The organism is Kribbella sp. NPDC051952 (assembly GCF_040680855.1).
Lineage (GTDB): Bacteria > Actinomycetota > Actinomycetes > Propionibacteriales > Kribbellaceae > Kribbella.
This window is the reverse complement of record NZ_JBFAXQ010000015.1, coordinates 170249-183916: the sequence shown is the minus strand read 5'-3', so window position 1 is coordinate 183916 and position 13668 is coordinate 170249. Positions and strand designations below refer to the sequence as shown.

The 13668-nt window shown below is 68.4% G+C and carries 15 protein-coding genes; 12 read left to right on the top strand and 3 right to left on the bottom strand.

Going from position 1 to position 13668, the window contains the following annotated elements; translation table 11 throughout:
- Window positions 1–27 precede the first annotated feature (27 nt).
- The 5 genes from AB0L70_RS26735 to AB0L70_RS26715 all read left to right on the top strand — a co-directional run bounded on the left by AB0L70_RS26735 (window position 28) and on the right by AB0L70_RS26715 (window position 5367).
- Entirely contained in the window at window positions 28–1851 is a 1824-nt protein-coding gene (locus AB0L70_RS26735) for a hypothetical protein (protein ID WP_363688730.1), read from the top strand.
- Window positions 1848–2744 carry an alpha/beta hydrolase gene (locus tag AB0L70_RS26730; protein ID WP_363688728.1) on the top strand — a complete coding sequence of 299 codons (897 nt, stop codon included), beginning with the start codon at window positions 1848–1850 and terminating at the stop codon, window positions 2742–2744. Before AB0L70_RS26735 ends, AB0L70_RS26730 begins: the two co-directional genes overlap by 4 nt.
- Window positions 2745–2832: 88 nt before the next feature.
- Window positions 2833–3540, top strand: a complete 708-nt coding sequence (locus AB0L70_RS26725; RefSeq protein WP_363688726.1) for an SDR family NAD(P)-dependent oxidoreductase — start codon at window positions 2833–2835, stop codon at window positions 3538–3540.
- Between the two features lie 26 nt (window positions 3541–3566).
- Window positions 3567–4169 carry a TetR family transcriptional regulator gene (locus tag AB0L70_RS26720; RefSeq protein WP_363688724.1) on the top strand — a complete coding sequence of 201 codons (603 nt, stop codon included), beginning with the start codon at window positions 3567–3569 and terminating at the stop codon, window positions 4167–4169.
- A gap of 46 nt (window positions 4170–4215) precedes the next feature.
- Complete coding sequence (locus tag AB0L70_RS26715) at window positions 4216–5367, top strand: CoA transferase (RefSeq protein ID WP_363688722.1); 1152 nt, start codon at window positions 4216–4218, stop codon at window positions 5365–5367.
- Here AB0L70_RS26715 and AB0L70_RS26710 read toward each other — a convergent pair.
- Genes AB0L70_RS26710 through AB0L70_RS26700 form a run of 3 tightly spaced genes read right to left on the bottom strand, consistent with a single transcriptional unit; the run spans window position 5339 to window position 7683 of the window.
- On the bottom strand, window positions 5339–6394 hold the full coding sequence (locus AB0L70_RS26710; RefSeq protein WP_363688720.1) for a LacI family DNA-binding transcriptional regulator: 1056 nt from the start codon (window positions 6392–6394) through the stop codon (window positions 5339–5341). The genes AB0L70_RS26715 and AB0L70_RS26710 overlap by 29 nt on opposite strands.
- A 22-nt stretch (window positions 6395–6416) precedes the next feature.
- Window positions 6417–6734, bottom strand: coding sequence for a hypothetical protein (locus AB0L70_RS26705; RefSeq protein ID WP_363688718.1), 318 nt, complete (start codon window positions 6732–6734; stop codon window positions 6417–6419).
- A 4-nt stretch (window positions 6735–6738) separates the two neighbouring features.
- Complete coding sequence (locus AB0L70_RS26700; RefSeq protein ID WP_363688716.1) at window positions 6739–7683, bottom strand: DUF6772 family protein; 945 nt, start codon at window positions 7681–7683, stop codon at window positions 6739–6741.
- A gap of 163 nt (window positions 7684–7846) precedes the next feature.
- On the opposite strand from AB0L70_RS26700, the gene AB0L70_RS26695 reads away from it, so the two are divergent.
- Genes AB0L70_RS26695 through AB0L70_RS26665 form a run of 7 tightly spaced genes read left to right on the top strand, consistent with a single transcriptional unit; the run spans window position 7847 to window position 13662 of the window.
- Window positions 7847–8482, top strand: coding sequence for a helix-turn-helix domain-containing protein (locus AB0L70_RS26695; RefSeq protein ID WP_363688714.1), 636 nt, complete (start codon window positions 7847–7849; stop codon window positions 8480–8482).
- Window positions 8482–9408, top strand: coding sequence for a nickel ABC transporter permease (gene nikB, locus AB0L70_RS26690; RefSeq protein WP_363688712.1), 927 nt, complete (start codon window positions 8482–8484; stop codon window positions 9406–9408). Before AB0L70_RS26695 ends, nikB begins: the two co-directional genes overlap by 1 nt.
- A 2-nt stretch (window positions 9409–9410) precedes the next feature.
- Window positions 9411–10292: an ABC transporter permease gene (locus AB0L70_RS26685; protein ID WP_363688709.1), complete on the top strand. Its 882-nt coding sequence runs from the start codon at window positions 9411–9413 to the stop codon at window positions 10290–10292.
- Complete coding sequence (locus tag AB0L70_RS26680; protein ID WP_363688707.1) at window positions 10292–11287, top strand: ABC transporter ATP-binding protein; 996 nt, start codon at window positions 10292–10294, stop codon at window positions 11285–11287. Before AB0L70_RS26685 ends, AB0L70_RS26680 begins: the two co-directional genes overlap by 1 nt.
- Window positions 11268–12257 carry an oligopeptide/dipeptide ABC transporter ATP-binding protein gene (locus tag AB0L70_RS26675; RefSeq protein WP_363688705.1) on the top strand — a complete coding sequence of 330 codons (990 nt, stop codon included), beginning with the start codon at window positions 11268–11270 and terminating at the stop codon, window positions 12255–12257. Before AB0L70_RS26680 ends, AB0L70_RS26675 begins: the two co-directional genes overlap by 20 nt.
- Window positions 12254–12877, top strand: a complete 624-nt coding sequence (locus AB0L70_RS26670; protein ID WP_363688703.1) for a histidine phosphatase family protein — start codon at window positions 12254–12256, stop codon at window positions 12875–12877. Before AB0L70_RS26675 ends, AB0L70_RS26670 begins: the two co-directional genes overlap by 4 nt.
- Window positions 12874–13662, top strand: coding sequence for an endonuclease/exonuclease/phosphatase family protein (locus AB0L70_RS26665; protein ID WP_363688701.1), 789 nt, complete (start codon window positions 12874–12876; stop codon window positions 13660–13662). Before AB0L70_RS26670 ends, AB0L70_RS26665 begins: the two co-directional genes overlap by 4 nt.
- Window positions 13663–13668 lie beyond the last annotated feature (6 nt).

The following is a 13668-nucleotide window of genomic DNA, read 5'->3' as shown; positions in this document are numbered from 1 at the left end:
GCACCGCCCCGATCAAGGAGCACACCGATGGCGATCCCGTTGGCCACCACCGGTACTGCGTCGTTCGACCAGATCGCGATCGTCACCGGACTCGTCGGGCTGATGTACGTCGCACTCGCCGTCCTCCTGTGGCGGGAACGGGCCGGGCACGTCACGCTGGTAGGGCGGCTTGCGGACACCATCGGGAGACTGGACGGAGTCCCCCGATGGGCCGCGCTGACGCCGTACCTGCATGCCGTCTCGCTGCTCGCCTGTGCGTTCGGGGTCTGGTGGGACATCGCCGTACACATCGACCGCGGTCGCGACACCGGACCGTTCGGGACGCCGGCGCACTACCCGATCTTCTTCGGCATCCTCGGGGTGATCATCTCGGGCGTGTTGCCGATCGCACTGGCCGGCAAACCGTTGCCTGCTCGCACGATCAAGCTGACCAGGGGCTGGCGGATTCCTTGTAGCGCCGCGCTCGTGACGGTCTGCGGGACGTTCGCGCTGGTCGGCTTCCCGCTGGATGACGCGTGGCACCGTCTGTTCGGCGAGGACGTCACGCTGTGGGGACCGACGCACCTGCTGATGATCGGCGGCGTGGTCTTCTCGATCTTCGCGCGGTTGCTCGCACTTGCGGAGGTCGAGCAACTGATCGGGCTGAACAAGCGTCGCCTGTTCCAGGAGATCGTGTCGGTCGGTGCGTTGCTGATCGCCTGGGACCTGTTCAGCACCGAGTTCAACTACGGCGTACCGCAGTTTTCCCTTGTTCTGCAGCCGATCCTGATCGTCTTCGGCGCCGCGATGGCCTTCACCATCCTGCGGGCGCGACGCGGTCCGGGGACGACGTTCGCCGCGCTCGTGGTGTATCTGGTGATCCGCGGCGGCATCGCCTGGGCGGTCGACCAGCCGCTCGGCGAGATCCTCGGGCACTTCCCGCTCCTGATCGTCGAGGCGATCCTGGTCGAACTCGTGGCATTTGCCCTGGGCAACAAGAACCGCTTCCGCCTCGGCCTGGTCGCCGGCGCGCTGATCGGCACGGTCGGCGTGGTCGCGGAGTACGCGTGGAGCCACGTCTGGATGCCGATCGCCTGGCCCTCGTCGATGCTCCCGTCGGCCCTCGGGTACGGCGTGATCGTCGGAGCCGGTGCTGGTCTGGTCGGAGCCTGGCTCGCCACCCGGTACGCCGAAGTCGCCGGCGAGGAACGCGCGACCGGGATCCGCAACGCCCGGCCGGCCGCGGTCCGTCGTACACACCAACTCGGGGCGGCCGGGCTGATCGCCGTACTCGCGGTGCTGTTCTTCTGTGTGCCGCGGTCGGCGGAATCGGGAGTGACCGCGATGGCATCGTTGCAGCCGGTGGCCAAGGGTGCTGAGCCCACGGCGTACGTCACGGTCACCTTGCAGCCAGGGGATGCGGCCGATGGGGCGCGGTGGTTCGAGGCGATGGCGTGGCAGGGCGGTGGGCTGATCCTGCACCCGATGGTGAAGGTTGCCGATAGCACCTATCGGTCCGCGGATCCGCTGCCGATGTACGGGAAGTGGAAGTCGATGATCCGGCTGCATCAGGGACAACGGGACCTGGTCGCGATGTGGGTGTATGCGCCTGAGGATGCCGCGATCGAGAAGCCCGCCGTACAGGTGTCGAACGGGCAGTCGGTCGAGTTCCTCAACGAGCAGCAGGTGTTGCGGCGCGAGGAGCGGAACGACGTGCCACGATGGATGTGGAACGGCGGGTACACGTTGCTCGGTGTCGTCGGGCTGCTCGAGATCATCGCGATCGCCTGGCTGGTCGGGCGTGGTGCCCGCGGTGGGCGACTTCGGGCGGCGCATCTGGCCGCCGACGAGCGGGAACGGGAGATTGCGTGACGAGCGTGACCACGCGGGACGGCGTACGACTGAACGTCGAGACGACCGGGCCCGCCGATGCGCCGGTGACTGTCCTGCTGGTGCATGGGTGGACGTGTTCGAGCCGGTCGTGGCACTTCCAGGTCGATGGACTGCCGCAGATTCTCGGGCCGGAGGCCGTCCGCGTCGTCACCTACGACCACCGCGGTCACGGCAAATCCGGTCCGGCGGCGACTGGGTCGGCGCGGATCGAGCAACTCGCCGACGATGTCGTCACCGTGCTGGACGAGGTGGTCGGCGACGGCCCTGTCGTGTACGCCGGTCACTCGATGGGCGGCATGACGCTGATGGCGCTTGCCGACGCGCGCTCCGATCTGTTCGGCTCCCGGATTCAGGCGGCTGCTCTGGTCAGCACGTCCTGCGGTCAGTGCGGTTCCGGTGCCTTCGGTCTGCCCACGCGGTTCGACCCGGCAGCCGCGCTGGTCGCGCCCCGGGCGATGAACCGGGTGAGCGCGCGGATCGAGCGTCGTACCAAGACCAGCCCGCTGGCGACCCGGCTGCAGCGGCCGGCGTTGCGGCGAGTGGTGTTCGGGAAGAAGCCCGATCCGGCCGAGGTCGATCTCTTCCTGGCGGACCTCGCGATCGTGCCAGGGCCGTCGTACGGCGGGTTCTTCGAGGCGATCCTGCAGCACGATCGGGTCGACGCGCTCAAGGTGCTCGACCAGCTCCCGGTCGAGATCATGCACGGCACCCGCGACCACCTCCTGCCGCCGCGGCACGCCAACCGGCTGGCCGCCGAGCTCCCATCCGCACGGCTGTGGATGTACCCCGGCGCCGGCCACATGCTCATGCAGGAACGCCCCCGCGACGTCACCCACCGCCTGGCCTCCTTGGCCCGCAAGGTCACCCGCTAATCCGCCTATGTAACTAACTGTTGACTTAAGTCTTGTCGCGGGTCATGCTGTATATATCTAGTTAGTTACTTCTGCAGGGAGACCGGCCATGTCCACCATCCTCATCACCGGCGCGAACAAGGGCCTCGGCTACGAGACCGCCCGCCAACTGCTGGCCGCCGGCCACACCGTGTACGCCGGAGCCCGCGACGCCGACCGTGGTCGCGCCGCAGCCGAGGCGCTCGGCGCCCGCTTCATCCAGCTCGACGTGAACGACGACGCCTCGGTCGAGGCCGTGGCCAAGACCATCGAGGCCGACGGCGGCCTGGACGTGCTGGTCAACAATGCCGGTATCGAGCCGCGCAAGGCCGACGGCGGTTTCATCCCGGTCGCCGAGGTGACCGCCGACTCAATGCGAAGTGTCTTCGAGACCAACGTCTTCGGCCAGGTCCGGACCATGCACGCGTTCCTGCCGCTGCTGCAACGCTCCGCGGCGCCGGTCGTGGTCAATGTCAGCAGCGGGCTGGGTCTGGTGCGCGCGTTCGCCGATGAGCGGTCGCCGGCGCACTTCTATCCGGCGGTCGAGTACCCGGCCTCGAAGGCAGCCGTAAACGCGGTCACCGTGCAGTACGCGAAGGCGTTTCCAGGCGTCCGGATCAACGCGGCCGACCCGGGCTTCACCGCGACCGACCTGAACCACCACGCCGGCACTCAGACAGTTGAGCAGGGCGCCGAGGTCATCGTCCGGCTGGCCCAGCTCGGCCCGGACGGCCCGACCGGCGAGTTCTTCAGCGCTGACGGGCAGTTGGCCTGGTAACACACGCAGGTGAGAGGGTGAATCGCATGTCCGAGTCGACAGCTCAGCGGCGTCCGCGTGATTCCAGCGCCACGAAGGCGCTGCTGCTGCGGGCCGCCACCGAGGAGTTCGCCGAGTACGGGCTGGCCGGTGCCCGGATCGACCGGATCGCTGACCGTGCGGGCGCGAACAAGCGCCTTATCTATGTGTACTTCGGCGACAAGGACGCGCTGTTCGACGCGGTCGTCGACGAGCAGGCCCCCACGGTCGTCAAGGCTGTGCCGCTCGAGGACGGCGACCTGGTCGCGTTCGCCGCAAGCCGATTCGACTATGTCGTGGCCAACCCGGCGGCCCGGCGAATCGCGATCTGGCGCGGCTTCGAACGGACCGAACCGACCGAGGCCGAGCTCGACAGCTACCGCGAGCGCCTCGACTCGGTGACCGGTGCGCAGCGCGCCGGGCGGCTGCGCGCCGACATTCCGGCGGCCGACCTCTTCGCGATCGTCCTGCGGATGACCGAGAGCTGGCTGAGTGCCCCGGTCGGGCTGCTCGCCGTGGCCGGCGATGACCCCATGTCCGCCGACCGATTGACGGAGCACCGGAGCGCGCTGCTTGCCGCCGTACGCAGCGTTGTGAAGCCGCCGGCCTGAGAATCGCGTCACGGCTGGACGGTCGTTCCTCGCCTAGGGTGGCGCCGTGCAGAACCTTCTCTCGGATGTCGTGGTCGTCGATCTGACCCGTGCGCTGGCCGGGCCGCATGCGGCGATGATGCTGGGTGATCTCGGCGCCCGGGTGATCAAGGTGGAGACGCCCGAGGGTGGTGACGACAGCCGCGGCTGGGGACCACCGTTCGTCGAGGGTGAGTCGACGTACTTCCTGTCCGCGAACCGGAACAAGGAGTCGGTGACGGCGGACCTGAAGTCCGCCGACGGCAAGGATTTCCTGACGAGGCTGGTCCGCAAGGCCGACGTGCTGATCGAGAACTTCCGCCCCGGGGTGCTCGACCGGCTCGGGTTCTCGGTCGAGCGGTTGCACGATCTCAATCCGGGGTTGGTGATCCTCTCGATCACCGGGTTCGGGCATGACGGGCCGGATGGCGGGCGGGCCGGGTACGACCAGATCGCGCAGGGTGAGGGCGGTCTGATGAGCATCACCGGTGCGGTCGAGCCGACGAAGGTGGGAGCGCCGATCGCGGACCTGCTGGCCGGGATGTACGGCGCTTATGGCGCAGTGGCGGCGTTGCACGAGCGATCGATCACGGGCAAGGGTCGGGTGGTGCGGACGAGTCTGCTCGCGTCCGTGGTTGGTGTGCATGCGTTCCACGGGACGAAGTGGACGGTGGCGCATCAACTGCCCGAACGCGTGGGCAATCATCATGCGCAGATTGCGCCGTACGGGATGTATCGGACTGCCGACGACAGCATTCAGGTGGCTGTCGGGAGTGAGGGGCAGTGGCGGACCTTCGCGCCGATCGTGGGGCTTGATGCGGCAGATGAGCGGTTCGCGGTCAACGCTCAGCGGGTGGCGCATCGCGACGAGCTGACCGCCGCGATCGAGACCGTGTTCGCGGACGCGCCGGCGGACGTGTGGCTGGAACGCCTTGCGGACAAGGGGATTCCGGCCGGCAAGGTACGCGACTTCCAGCAGGTCTACGAGTGGGAGCAGACGCTCTCGCAAGGCCTGCTGATCGACGTCGACCACCCGACCCTCGGCCGCATCCAACTCCCCGGCCCACCGCTCCGCTTCGACGACCAGCCGTACGCCGGAGCCCGCGAAACCAACCTCCCGCCGCCACGACTCGGCGAACACAACGAGTCAGTCAGGGCCTGGCTCGACTCGGAGCAGTAGAAGCCCGGACCACGAGCTCCGGGCGGATCAACGTCTTGCGCGGCCGGTCGGTACCGGGGTTCCGCAGGCGTTGAAGGAGGAGGTCGACCGCGGTCGTGCCCACCTCGGCGGCGGGGAGGCGGACCGTGGTGAGGGGTGTCTCCAGGTAGGCGGCGTACGGGTGATCGCCGTATCCGGTCACGGCGACGTCGTCGGGAACGGCCAGGCCGCGCTCGGCGAGCACGCGGAGCAGGCCCAGGGCGAAGTAGTCGTTGCCGGTCACGATCGCATCCGGATGACGATCACCCAGCAACGTCTGGGCGAAGCGGTAGGCCTCTTCCGGCTGCCAGGGCAGGGCGAGCGAGTCGTAGCGCTTGGTCGGTACGGCGCGGATCGTGTCGTCGGCGACCTTCAATCCGGCGTCGGACATCGCTCGCCGGAAGCCCGCGACCCGGTCGGCCGTCGTGGTGATCGGGAGGTCCTCTTCCAGTACCAGCAGGCGCCGCGCGCCGCCGGCGATCAGGTGGCTGGTGGCCTCGTACGAGCCGCGTTCGTTGTCGACGCCAACCATGTCGCAGTCGAGTTCGGGTACGTCGCGATTGACGAACACCAACGGGATTCCGGCATCCCGGACCCGGCGCCAGTGGTCCCACTCGGCCTGAACCGGTACGACCACGGCGCCGTCGACCGCGGACCGCAGCAACGCCTCGGTGGCGCGCTGCTCGTTCTCCGCGCTCTCGTCGGTGACGAGCAGCAGCAACGAGTACCCCTGGGCGCGGACCCGGAGCTCGATGCTGCTGATCAGCTGGGCGTAGAAGGGGTTGGACGGGTTGGTGATGACCAGGCCGAGCGTCATCGCCGAGCCGAGGACGAGGGAGCGGGCCAGCGTGTTCGGGACGTACCCGATCCGGGCCGCCTCGGCCTGCACGGCCGCACGCGTCTTCGCGCTGACACTGTCCTTGTCGCCCAGTGCGCGCGACACCGTGTTCACCGACAGCCCGAGCGCCGTCGCGATATCCCGCAACGTCGCGCGTCGCGCCTCCGCCATCCCCGACCTCCCCTCCGGCAGCTTAAGCCTTCACAGCCAGGTGGATCCGCACCTGGACCGAGCCGTCGACCTTAGCGCGCAGCCGGAGCCAATGACCGAACCCCGTCACCGGCCAGCTGACCAGCTTGCCCGGCTCGGCAAGATGTTCGTTGTCGTCGAGATCGCACCAGGTGATGCCGTCGGGGGAGACCTGGGTGACATAGCTCGCCGTACCGTCGCCGCCGACGTGCTGGACGAACCAGCGGGCCTCACCGGCCCAGGCGACCTCGTAGGGCTCGGTGGCGAAGCGGGTGTCGAAGGTGGTGTCGCGTTCGAGCACCGCCGTCATGGACTGTCGCATGGGCCTACCAATCAACCGAGATGAGGACGGAGTCGAGGAAGAGAAAATTCCGCGTGTTGCTGTGGGTGCGGACGGAGAAGTAGAAGTTCAGCAGGTTCTCCAGCGTCTCGTAGCGCTCCTCGTACGGCGGCACCGGTACGTCGCGCATGTCCATCACCCGGTCGTTGACCTGGAGTTCGACGTTGCGCCGCTTCTCGGTGTCGACCAGCCAGCGCAGGTAGTGCCAGTTCACCTTGGTCGGGACCTCGTTGTAGCAGAGCTCCTGCGGCTCACCGAACTGCTGCCAGTCCTCGGGGTTCGGTGCGGTGAAGTCGGCGGCGTACTCGAGTTTGACCTTGCCCTCGAAGTGTTCGCGCGGCGTCGGCTCGGGCACGGTCGGAGCCATCCAGCGGCGGGTGAAGTGGTTGTCCAGATCGGTGTTCTGGTAGCGCGCGACCGTGTGGTAGCGCAGCCCGCCGTCGCCGCAGAGGTCGGTGGCGACGGTGAACGCGCCGAACTGTGCCTCGGAGGGATGGGTGTTGCCGTCCCACTGCACGTCGCCGAAGCTGTCCAGCTCCTCGCCGCCGCCGAGCGTCGCTTCGGACTTGAACGCGAAGTACGTCTCGAGCTGTACGGGCCCACGGCCGCTCATGGTGAGCCGGCGGATCGCGACCGCGGTGTGGCCCTTGTGCGGGCGGGTCGCGAGCTTGAGCGCGTACGTGCCGCTGAGGGCACCGTGCGTACCGATGTCGAAGAAGTTGCAGGCCGACAGCTGTGGCGGCCGGAAGTCGCGCATGTGGTCGTCGACCGTGCTGAGGTCGCCGCGGCCGTTGTAGTTGCCGAGCAGCTCGCACCAGCCGTGCGTCCCGCTGTCGAACTCGTCGAAGGCCAGGATGCGCGGCAGTGGCGAGAACTTGGACAAACGGGGATCGGCGGCCAGTAGCCCGGCGCGTACGTCGGATGTCGTCACGCAGTGCCTCCCAGAGAAGTTGATGTGCGGCGAAGTTAACGTTCACGGGAAATCGCGGTCAACCGGCCGTTCCATCCTGAGCAACAACGGTCTATTGACACTCAAATATCACGCTTCTACGGTGCATTAACGCTACCGTTAACGTTCACGGAATCGAGGCATCATGCAGTCGTTGAGCCGCGCCCTCACCGTGCTGGCCGAGCTGAACCGTGAAGACCGGCCGTACGGCGTGACCGAGCTGGCCGGCGTCGTCGGCCTGCACAAGAGCACGGTGCACCGGATCCTGGTGACGTTCTGCGAACACGGCCTGGCCGACCGGGTCGACGATCATCGCTACACCGCGCTCGACGGCCTTGCCGCCATCCGTCCGGCCGAGCGCCGGCCGCGCGCCGAGTTGGCCGACCTCAGCGACCGGCTCGGCCGCTTGGTCGTGCTGGCGAAACCCCTGCCCAAGACCGCGGGCACGGTGTTGCAGGTCGCGGCGGTCTCGGGCGGCGGTTCGGTTCAACCAGGTCATGCCGTGTCCCTGCGGCAGAGTGCCCTCGGCCGGGCCTACCTCTCCGCGCTGCCCGCCGATCAGATCAGCGGTACCCCGGACCTGCTCGACGCCCTGCGGCGGGTCCGGGTCTCCGGCTTCGCGCACAACTCCCGCCCGGTCGCGTCCCTGCCGCGGATGGTCGCCGTACCGGTCCGGGACCGCGACGGCCGGTGTGCGGGCGCGCTGGGTGCGGAGCTGATCCAGACCGGCTCGATCGAGGAGGTACGACGCGTGGTGTCGGTACTGCGGAGCGGCAGCTGATGGGCGCGTACGTCGTCCGGCGGCTGTTCTTCTCGCTGTTCGTGTTGTGGGGCGCGGTGACGATCATCTTCGTCGTCCTGCGGCTGGTCCCCGGCGATCCGGCGTACATCATGCTCGGACCGGACGCGGATCAGGCACAGGTCGCGGCGCTGCGGGCGCAACTCGGGCTGGACCACTCGCTGATCCAGCAGTACTCGACGTACCTGGCGAACGTCGTGCACCTCGACTTCGGGCAGTCGTTCCGGCTGAACGCCGACTCGATGAGCCTTGTGCTGCAACGGGTTCCGGCCACGATCCAGCTCGCGACGACGGCGTTGCTGCTGTCGTTGCTGATCGGTCTGCCGCTCGGGGTGGTCGCGGCCCTGCGTGCGCACAGCTGGGTGGACCGGACCATCTCGGTGTTCTCGCTGATGGGTCAGTCGACGCCGTCGTTCTGGCTGGGGATCGTGCTGATCCTGGTGTTCGCCCGCGGCCTGAAGGTGTTGCCGAGTGCGGGGTCGGGAACCTGGGGGCATCTGGTGCTGCCGACGATCACGCTGGCGTTGCCGTTCCTGGCGATTCTGGTGCGGCTCACTCGCAGCGGTCTGCTCGAGGTGGTGCACGAAGGGTATGTGCAGACCGCCCGGGCCAAGGGGCTGGCCGAGAGCGTGGTGATCCTGGTCCATGCGCTCCGGAACGCGCTGATCCCGATCGTGACTGTGGTCGGTCTGCAGTTCGGGGCTCTGCTCGGCGGGACGGTGATCGTCGAGACCGTGTTCGCCTGGCCCGGGGTCGGGCGGTTGCTGATCGACTCGATCGGGCGCCGCGACTACGGCGTCGTACAGGCCTCGATCTTGCTGGTGGCAACGATCTTCGTCGGCATCAACCTGGTGGTCGACCTTCTCTACGGATTCCTGGACCCGCGGGTCCGGCTGGCTGGTGACTGACCATGGCTGTCGACCTTTCGCTAGTAGCCCCGGTGGCTGTGCGTCGCCGTACCCGGGCCGGATCGGCGCGGATCAGGTTCGGCCTGGTGGTGATCGGCGTGTACGTCGTTGCCGCCGTACTCGGACCGTGGCTGGTGCACTTCAACCCGGTCGACACCCGGACCGCGGATCGGCTGAAGCCGCCGTTCAGCCGGTTGTCCGACGGGTCGTTCGCGATCTTCGGGACCGATCAGGTCGGTCAGGACCTGTTCGCCCAGATGTTGCAGGGGGCAAGGATCTCGATCGCGGTCGGGCTCGCCACGCTGGTGCTGGCCGGGACGATCGGAGTCACGATCGGGTTGACCGCGGGGTACTTCGGCGGCTGGCTGGACGGCGTACTGATGCGGCTGGCGGACATCCAGCTGGCGTTCCCCTCGATCCTGTTGGCGATCTTCATCGCGGCTCTGCTCGGGCCGTCGGTGGTGAACGTGGTGATCGTGCTGGCGGTGTCGAACTGGGTCACGTTCGCCCGGGTGGCGCGGGGGCAGGCGCTGGCGACCCGGCGGCGCGAGTTCGTCGACGCGTCCCGGACGTTGGGTGCCGGGACCTGGCGGTTGATCACGCGGTGCGTGCTGCCGGCCTGTGTCGCGCCCGTACTGGTCGTGGCGACGGTCGAGATCGGGCACGTGATCCTGGCCGAGGCCTCCCTGAGCTTCCTCGGACTCGGTACGCCGGCCAGTACGCCGAGCTGGGGCGTGACGATCGCGAACGGGCGCAACTACCTCGCGGACGCGTGGTGGATCTCGACCATCCCGGGCATCGCCCTCGCGTTCCTGGTGATCTCGCTCGGCGTCCTCGGCGATGCCCTCCGGGATCGCTACGACCCGCGGCTGAGGAGTCTGTGATGAGTTTGCTGACTGTCCGCGATCTGCGGGTCGAGTTCTCCACCGCGGCTGGCGTGGTGACGGCCGTCGACGGTGCGTCGTTCGAGATCGGTGCCGGGGAAACCGTTGCGCTGCTGGGTGAATCGGGAAGTGGGAAGAGCGTCACCGCGCAGGCCGTGATGGGCATCGTGCCCAGGCCCGCGGGCCGGATCACCGGAGGATCGATCGAGTACGACGGTCGCGATCTGCTGGCTCCCGGTGTGGCGAAAGGACTGCGTGGGCGCGAGATCGCGATGGTCTTCCAGGATCCGCTGAGTTCGCTGAACCCGGTGTTCCGGGTGGGTGCGCAGATCGGGGAGATGTTCCGCCGGCATCGCGGCGCGTCTCGTCGGGAGGCACGCGCGGCCGCGTTGGAGCTGATGAAACGGGTCGGTATCCCGGGCGCCTCGAAGCGGCTCGACGACTACCCACACCAGTTCTCCGGTGGGATGCGGCAGCGGGTCATGATCGCGATGGCACTCGCGTTGTCGCCGCGGTTGCTGATCGCCGACGAGCCCACCACCGCCCTCGACGTCACCGTCCAGGCGCAGATCATGGACCTCCTCGCCCGGCTGCGGGCCGAGGAAGGTATGTCGCTGCTCCTGATCACCCACGACCTCGGCGTTGTCGCCGGCGTCGCTGACCGGGTCGTCCTGATGTACGCCGGTCGCGTGGTGGAGACCGGCGCGGTCCGCGAGGTCTACGAGCACACCGGGCATCCGTACACGGCCGGTCTCTTGGGGTCGGTCCCGGTGGTGGACGTTTCCCGCGAACGCCTGATCCCCATCCAAGGTTCGCCTCCCGACCTGCTGTCGCTCCCCTCGGGTTGCTCCTTCCGGCCCCGCTGCCGGTACGCCGACGCGCTGTGCGCAGAACAGGAGCCCGAACTGCGGCTGCTGGCCGGTCGCCCCGAAACCCACCAAGCCGCCTGCCACCATCCGGAAGGAGTGCGCACCGATGTTGTTGTCCGTACGTGATCTGCACACCTCGTTCCCGCTGCGCTCGGCGCTGCTTCGGCGCCCGGTCGGGCAGATCCAGGCCGTGGCCGGCGTCTCCTTCGACATCCCGGCCGGTGGGACGCTCGGGCTGGTCGGCGAGTCCGGGTCGGGGAAGTCGACCGTGGCCCGGACCATCATCGGCCTGGAGAAGGCACGGTCCGGCAGCATCGTCTTCGAGGGCGAAGAACTCACGTCGTTGCCCAAGGCATCCATGCGACGAGTCCGCCGCCAGCTGCAGATGATCTTCCAGGACCCGTACGCGTCGCTGAACCCACGCGCGACCGTCGAGCAGATCGTCAGCGAGGCCTGGGAGATCCACCCGGACGTCGTACCGCGTCACCGTTTCCGCACCGAGGTCCGCGAGCTGCTCGAGCGGGTCGGCCTCAACCCGGATCACGCGCAGCGGTATCCACACCAGTTCTCCGGCGGCCAACGTCAGCGGATCGGCATCGCGCGCGCCCTGGCCCTGCGCCCGAAACTCGTGATCTGCGACGAGGCGGTCTCCGCGCTCGACGTCTCCGTCCAGGCCCAGGTGCTCAACCTGCTGGACGACCTGCGCCGGGATCTCGGGCTCGCGTATCTGTTCATCGCGCACGACCTGTCCGTCGTACGCCATATCTCCGATCGGGTCGCGGTGATGTACCTCGGCCGGGTGGTCGAGACCGCGACCCGGGACGAGCTGTTCGAGCGGCCGTTGCACCCCTACACCCAGGCATTGCTGTCGGCGGTGCCGGACCCGAAGCCGTGGGACCGGCCCGCCCGCGAGCCGATCATCATCGGCGGCGACATCCCGTCACCGGCCGATCCACCGTCCGGCTGCCGGTTCCGTACGCGGTGCTGGAAAGCCGAAGACATCTGTGCTCAGGAGGACCCAGCCTTGACGCCCCGCCTCGACCTGCATCCAGCCGCCTGCCACTTCGCCACCGAGCTCGCCGGAGCCGGCCGATGAGCCGGACCGAACTGGTGCTGCTGCGGCACGGCGAATCGCTCTGGAACGCCGAGGACCGCTACCAAGGCCAGCAAGGCACCGGCCTCAGCCCACTCGGCCACCAACAGGCCAAACAGGCCGCGCAATACCTGGGCTCCGGCGACTTCGACCAGATCGTCGCCAGCGATCTCCAGCGCGTGACAGAGACCCTTCAGCCGTACGTCGACAGCGGTGACCGCCCGCCGGTCCGCATCGATCCGCAGTGGCGGGAGATCGATGTCGGCACCTGGGGCGGGCGGACCTTCACCGAGGTGTACGCCGAAGAACCCGAGGTGGTCGAGGCCTTCGCCCGAGGTGAGGACATCGCCCGTGGCGGTGGCGAGACCTTTGCCCAGCTGAGGACCCGGGTCTGGGACGCGATCCGGGAGATCGCCGGATCGGGTGCGCGCCGGGTCCTGGTGGTGACCCACGGCGGCCCGATCCGGGTTGCGACCGCCTCGACGCTGCGGCTGCCACCGGGCCGCGAGGTCGTGCTCGATCCACCGGTCAACTGCTCGCTCACCACGCTCCAGGTCGACGACCTCCTCGCGGTCACCGGCCTGACGGCGTACAACGTTCCTACCTGGACGGTCGACGAATGATTGCTTTGGGCAACTTCAGTTTCGTGGCGATGACCTACAACCTGTGGGCCGACTACCACCTCGACCAGCGGCGCGACGCGATCACCGAGCTGTTCACGACCCGGCCGCCGGACCTCCTCGCGGTCCAGGAGCTCCGGCCCGTGACCCGCGCGCTGCTCGACGACGCGATGCCCGGCCATCACCGTGTCGACGGCGAAGCCGGCTGGGCAACGCAGAGCAACCTGTGGTGGCGGCGCGATCTCTTCACGTACGTCGAACACGGCGCCGAGGACGTCGGCATCCTCTCCCCGGACGCGCGGCTGTTCTGGGTCCGATTGCAGACAATCGACGGGACCGACCTGCTCTTCAGTACGGCGCATCTGACCTGGCCCGGGCATCCCGACGAGCGCACCGACCACGTCAACCGCCGGGTCACCCAGGCCCAGGCGATCGCGGCGGAGCTCGAGCGGCTGGCCGGCGACGGAGCCTGCCTGTTCACCGTCGACATCAACGACATCGGCCCACCGCAGTGGGAGCTCGGGAACGCCGGGTTCCTGGACAGCTTCACCGCCCTCGGCCGGCACTCACCGGTGACCCATCCGGTCGTGCCGACGGTCGCCACCGGTCCGATCGGGACCCGGCTGTCGCCGCTCGCCTCACCACCGAAGGCGATCGACTGGATCTTCGCCCGCGGCCCACTGACCGCGCGGACCAGTGAGGTCGTCGACTTCTTCCACGACGGCCGTGCTCCCTCCGACCACTACCCGGTCGTCGCCACCTACACCGTGCCGCGGCATCACCCCTGAGGAGAA

Excerpts from the sequence above, each read along its gene's own strand:
- AB0L70_RS26675 (WP_363688705.1), top strand. The coding sequence starts at position 11,268 with ATGTTGTTGTCCGTACGTGATCTGCACACCTCGTTCCCGCTGCGCTCG.
- AB0L70_RS26665 (WP_363688701.1), top strand. The coding sequence starts at position 12,874 with ATGATTGCTTTGGGCAACTTCAGTTTCGTGGCGATGACCTACAACCTG.
- AB0L70_RS26685 (WP_363688709.1), top strand. The coding sequence starts at position 9,411 with ATGGCTGTCGACCTTTCGCTAGTAGCCCCGGTGGCTGTGCGTCGCCGT.
- AB0L70_RS26695 (WP_363688714.1), top strand. The coding sequence starts at position 7,847 with ATGCAGTCGTTGAGCCGCGCCCTCACCGTGCTGGCCGAGCTGAACCGT.
- AB0L70_RS26710 (WP_363688720.1), bottom strand. The coding sequence starts at position 6,394 with ATGGCGGAGGCGCGACGCGCGACGTTGCGGGATATCGCGACGGCGCTC.
- AB0L70_RS26735 (WP_363688730.1), top strand. The coding sequence starts at position 28 with ATGGCGATCCCGTTGGCCACCACCGGTACTGCGTCGTTCGACCAGATC.
- AB0L70_RS26725 (WP_363688726.1), top strand. The coding sequence starts at position 2,833 with ATGTCCACCATCCTCATCACCGGCGCGAACAAGGGCCTCGGCTACGAG.
- AB0L70_RS26705 (WP_363688718.1), bottom strand. The coding sequence starts at position 6,734 with ATGCGACAGTCCATGACGGCGGTGCTCGAACGCGACACCACCTTCGAC.
- AB0L70_RS26680 (WP_363688707.1), top strand. The coding sequence starts at position 10,292 with ATGAGTTTGCTGACTGTCCGCGATCTGCGGGTCGAGTTCTCCACCGCG.
- AB0L70_RS26670 (WP_363688703.1), top strand. The coding sequence starts at position 12,254 with ATGAGCCGGACCGAACTGGTGCTGCTGCGGCACGGCGAATCGCTCTGG.
- AB0L70_RS26720 (WP_363688724.1), top strand. The coding sequence starts at position 3,567 with ATGTCCGAGTCGACAGCTCAGCGGCGTCCGCGTGATTCCAGCGCCACG.
- nikB (WP_363688712.1), top strand. The coding sequence starts at position 8,482 with ATGGGCGCGTACGTCGTCCGGCGGCTGTTCTTCTCGCTGTTCGTGTTG.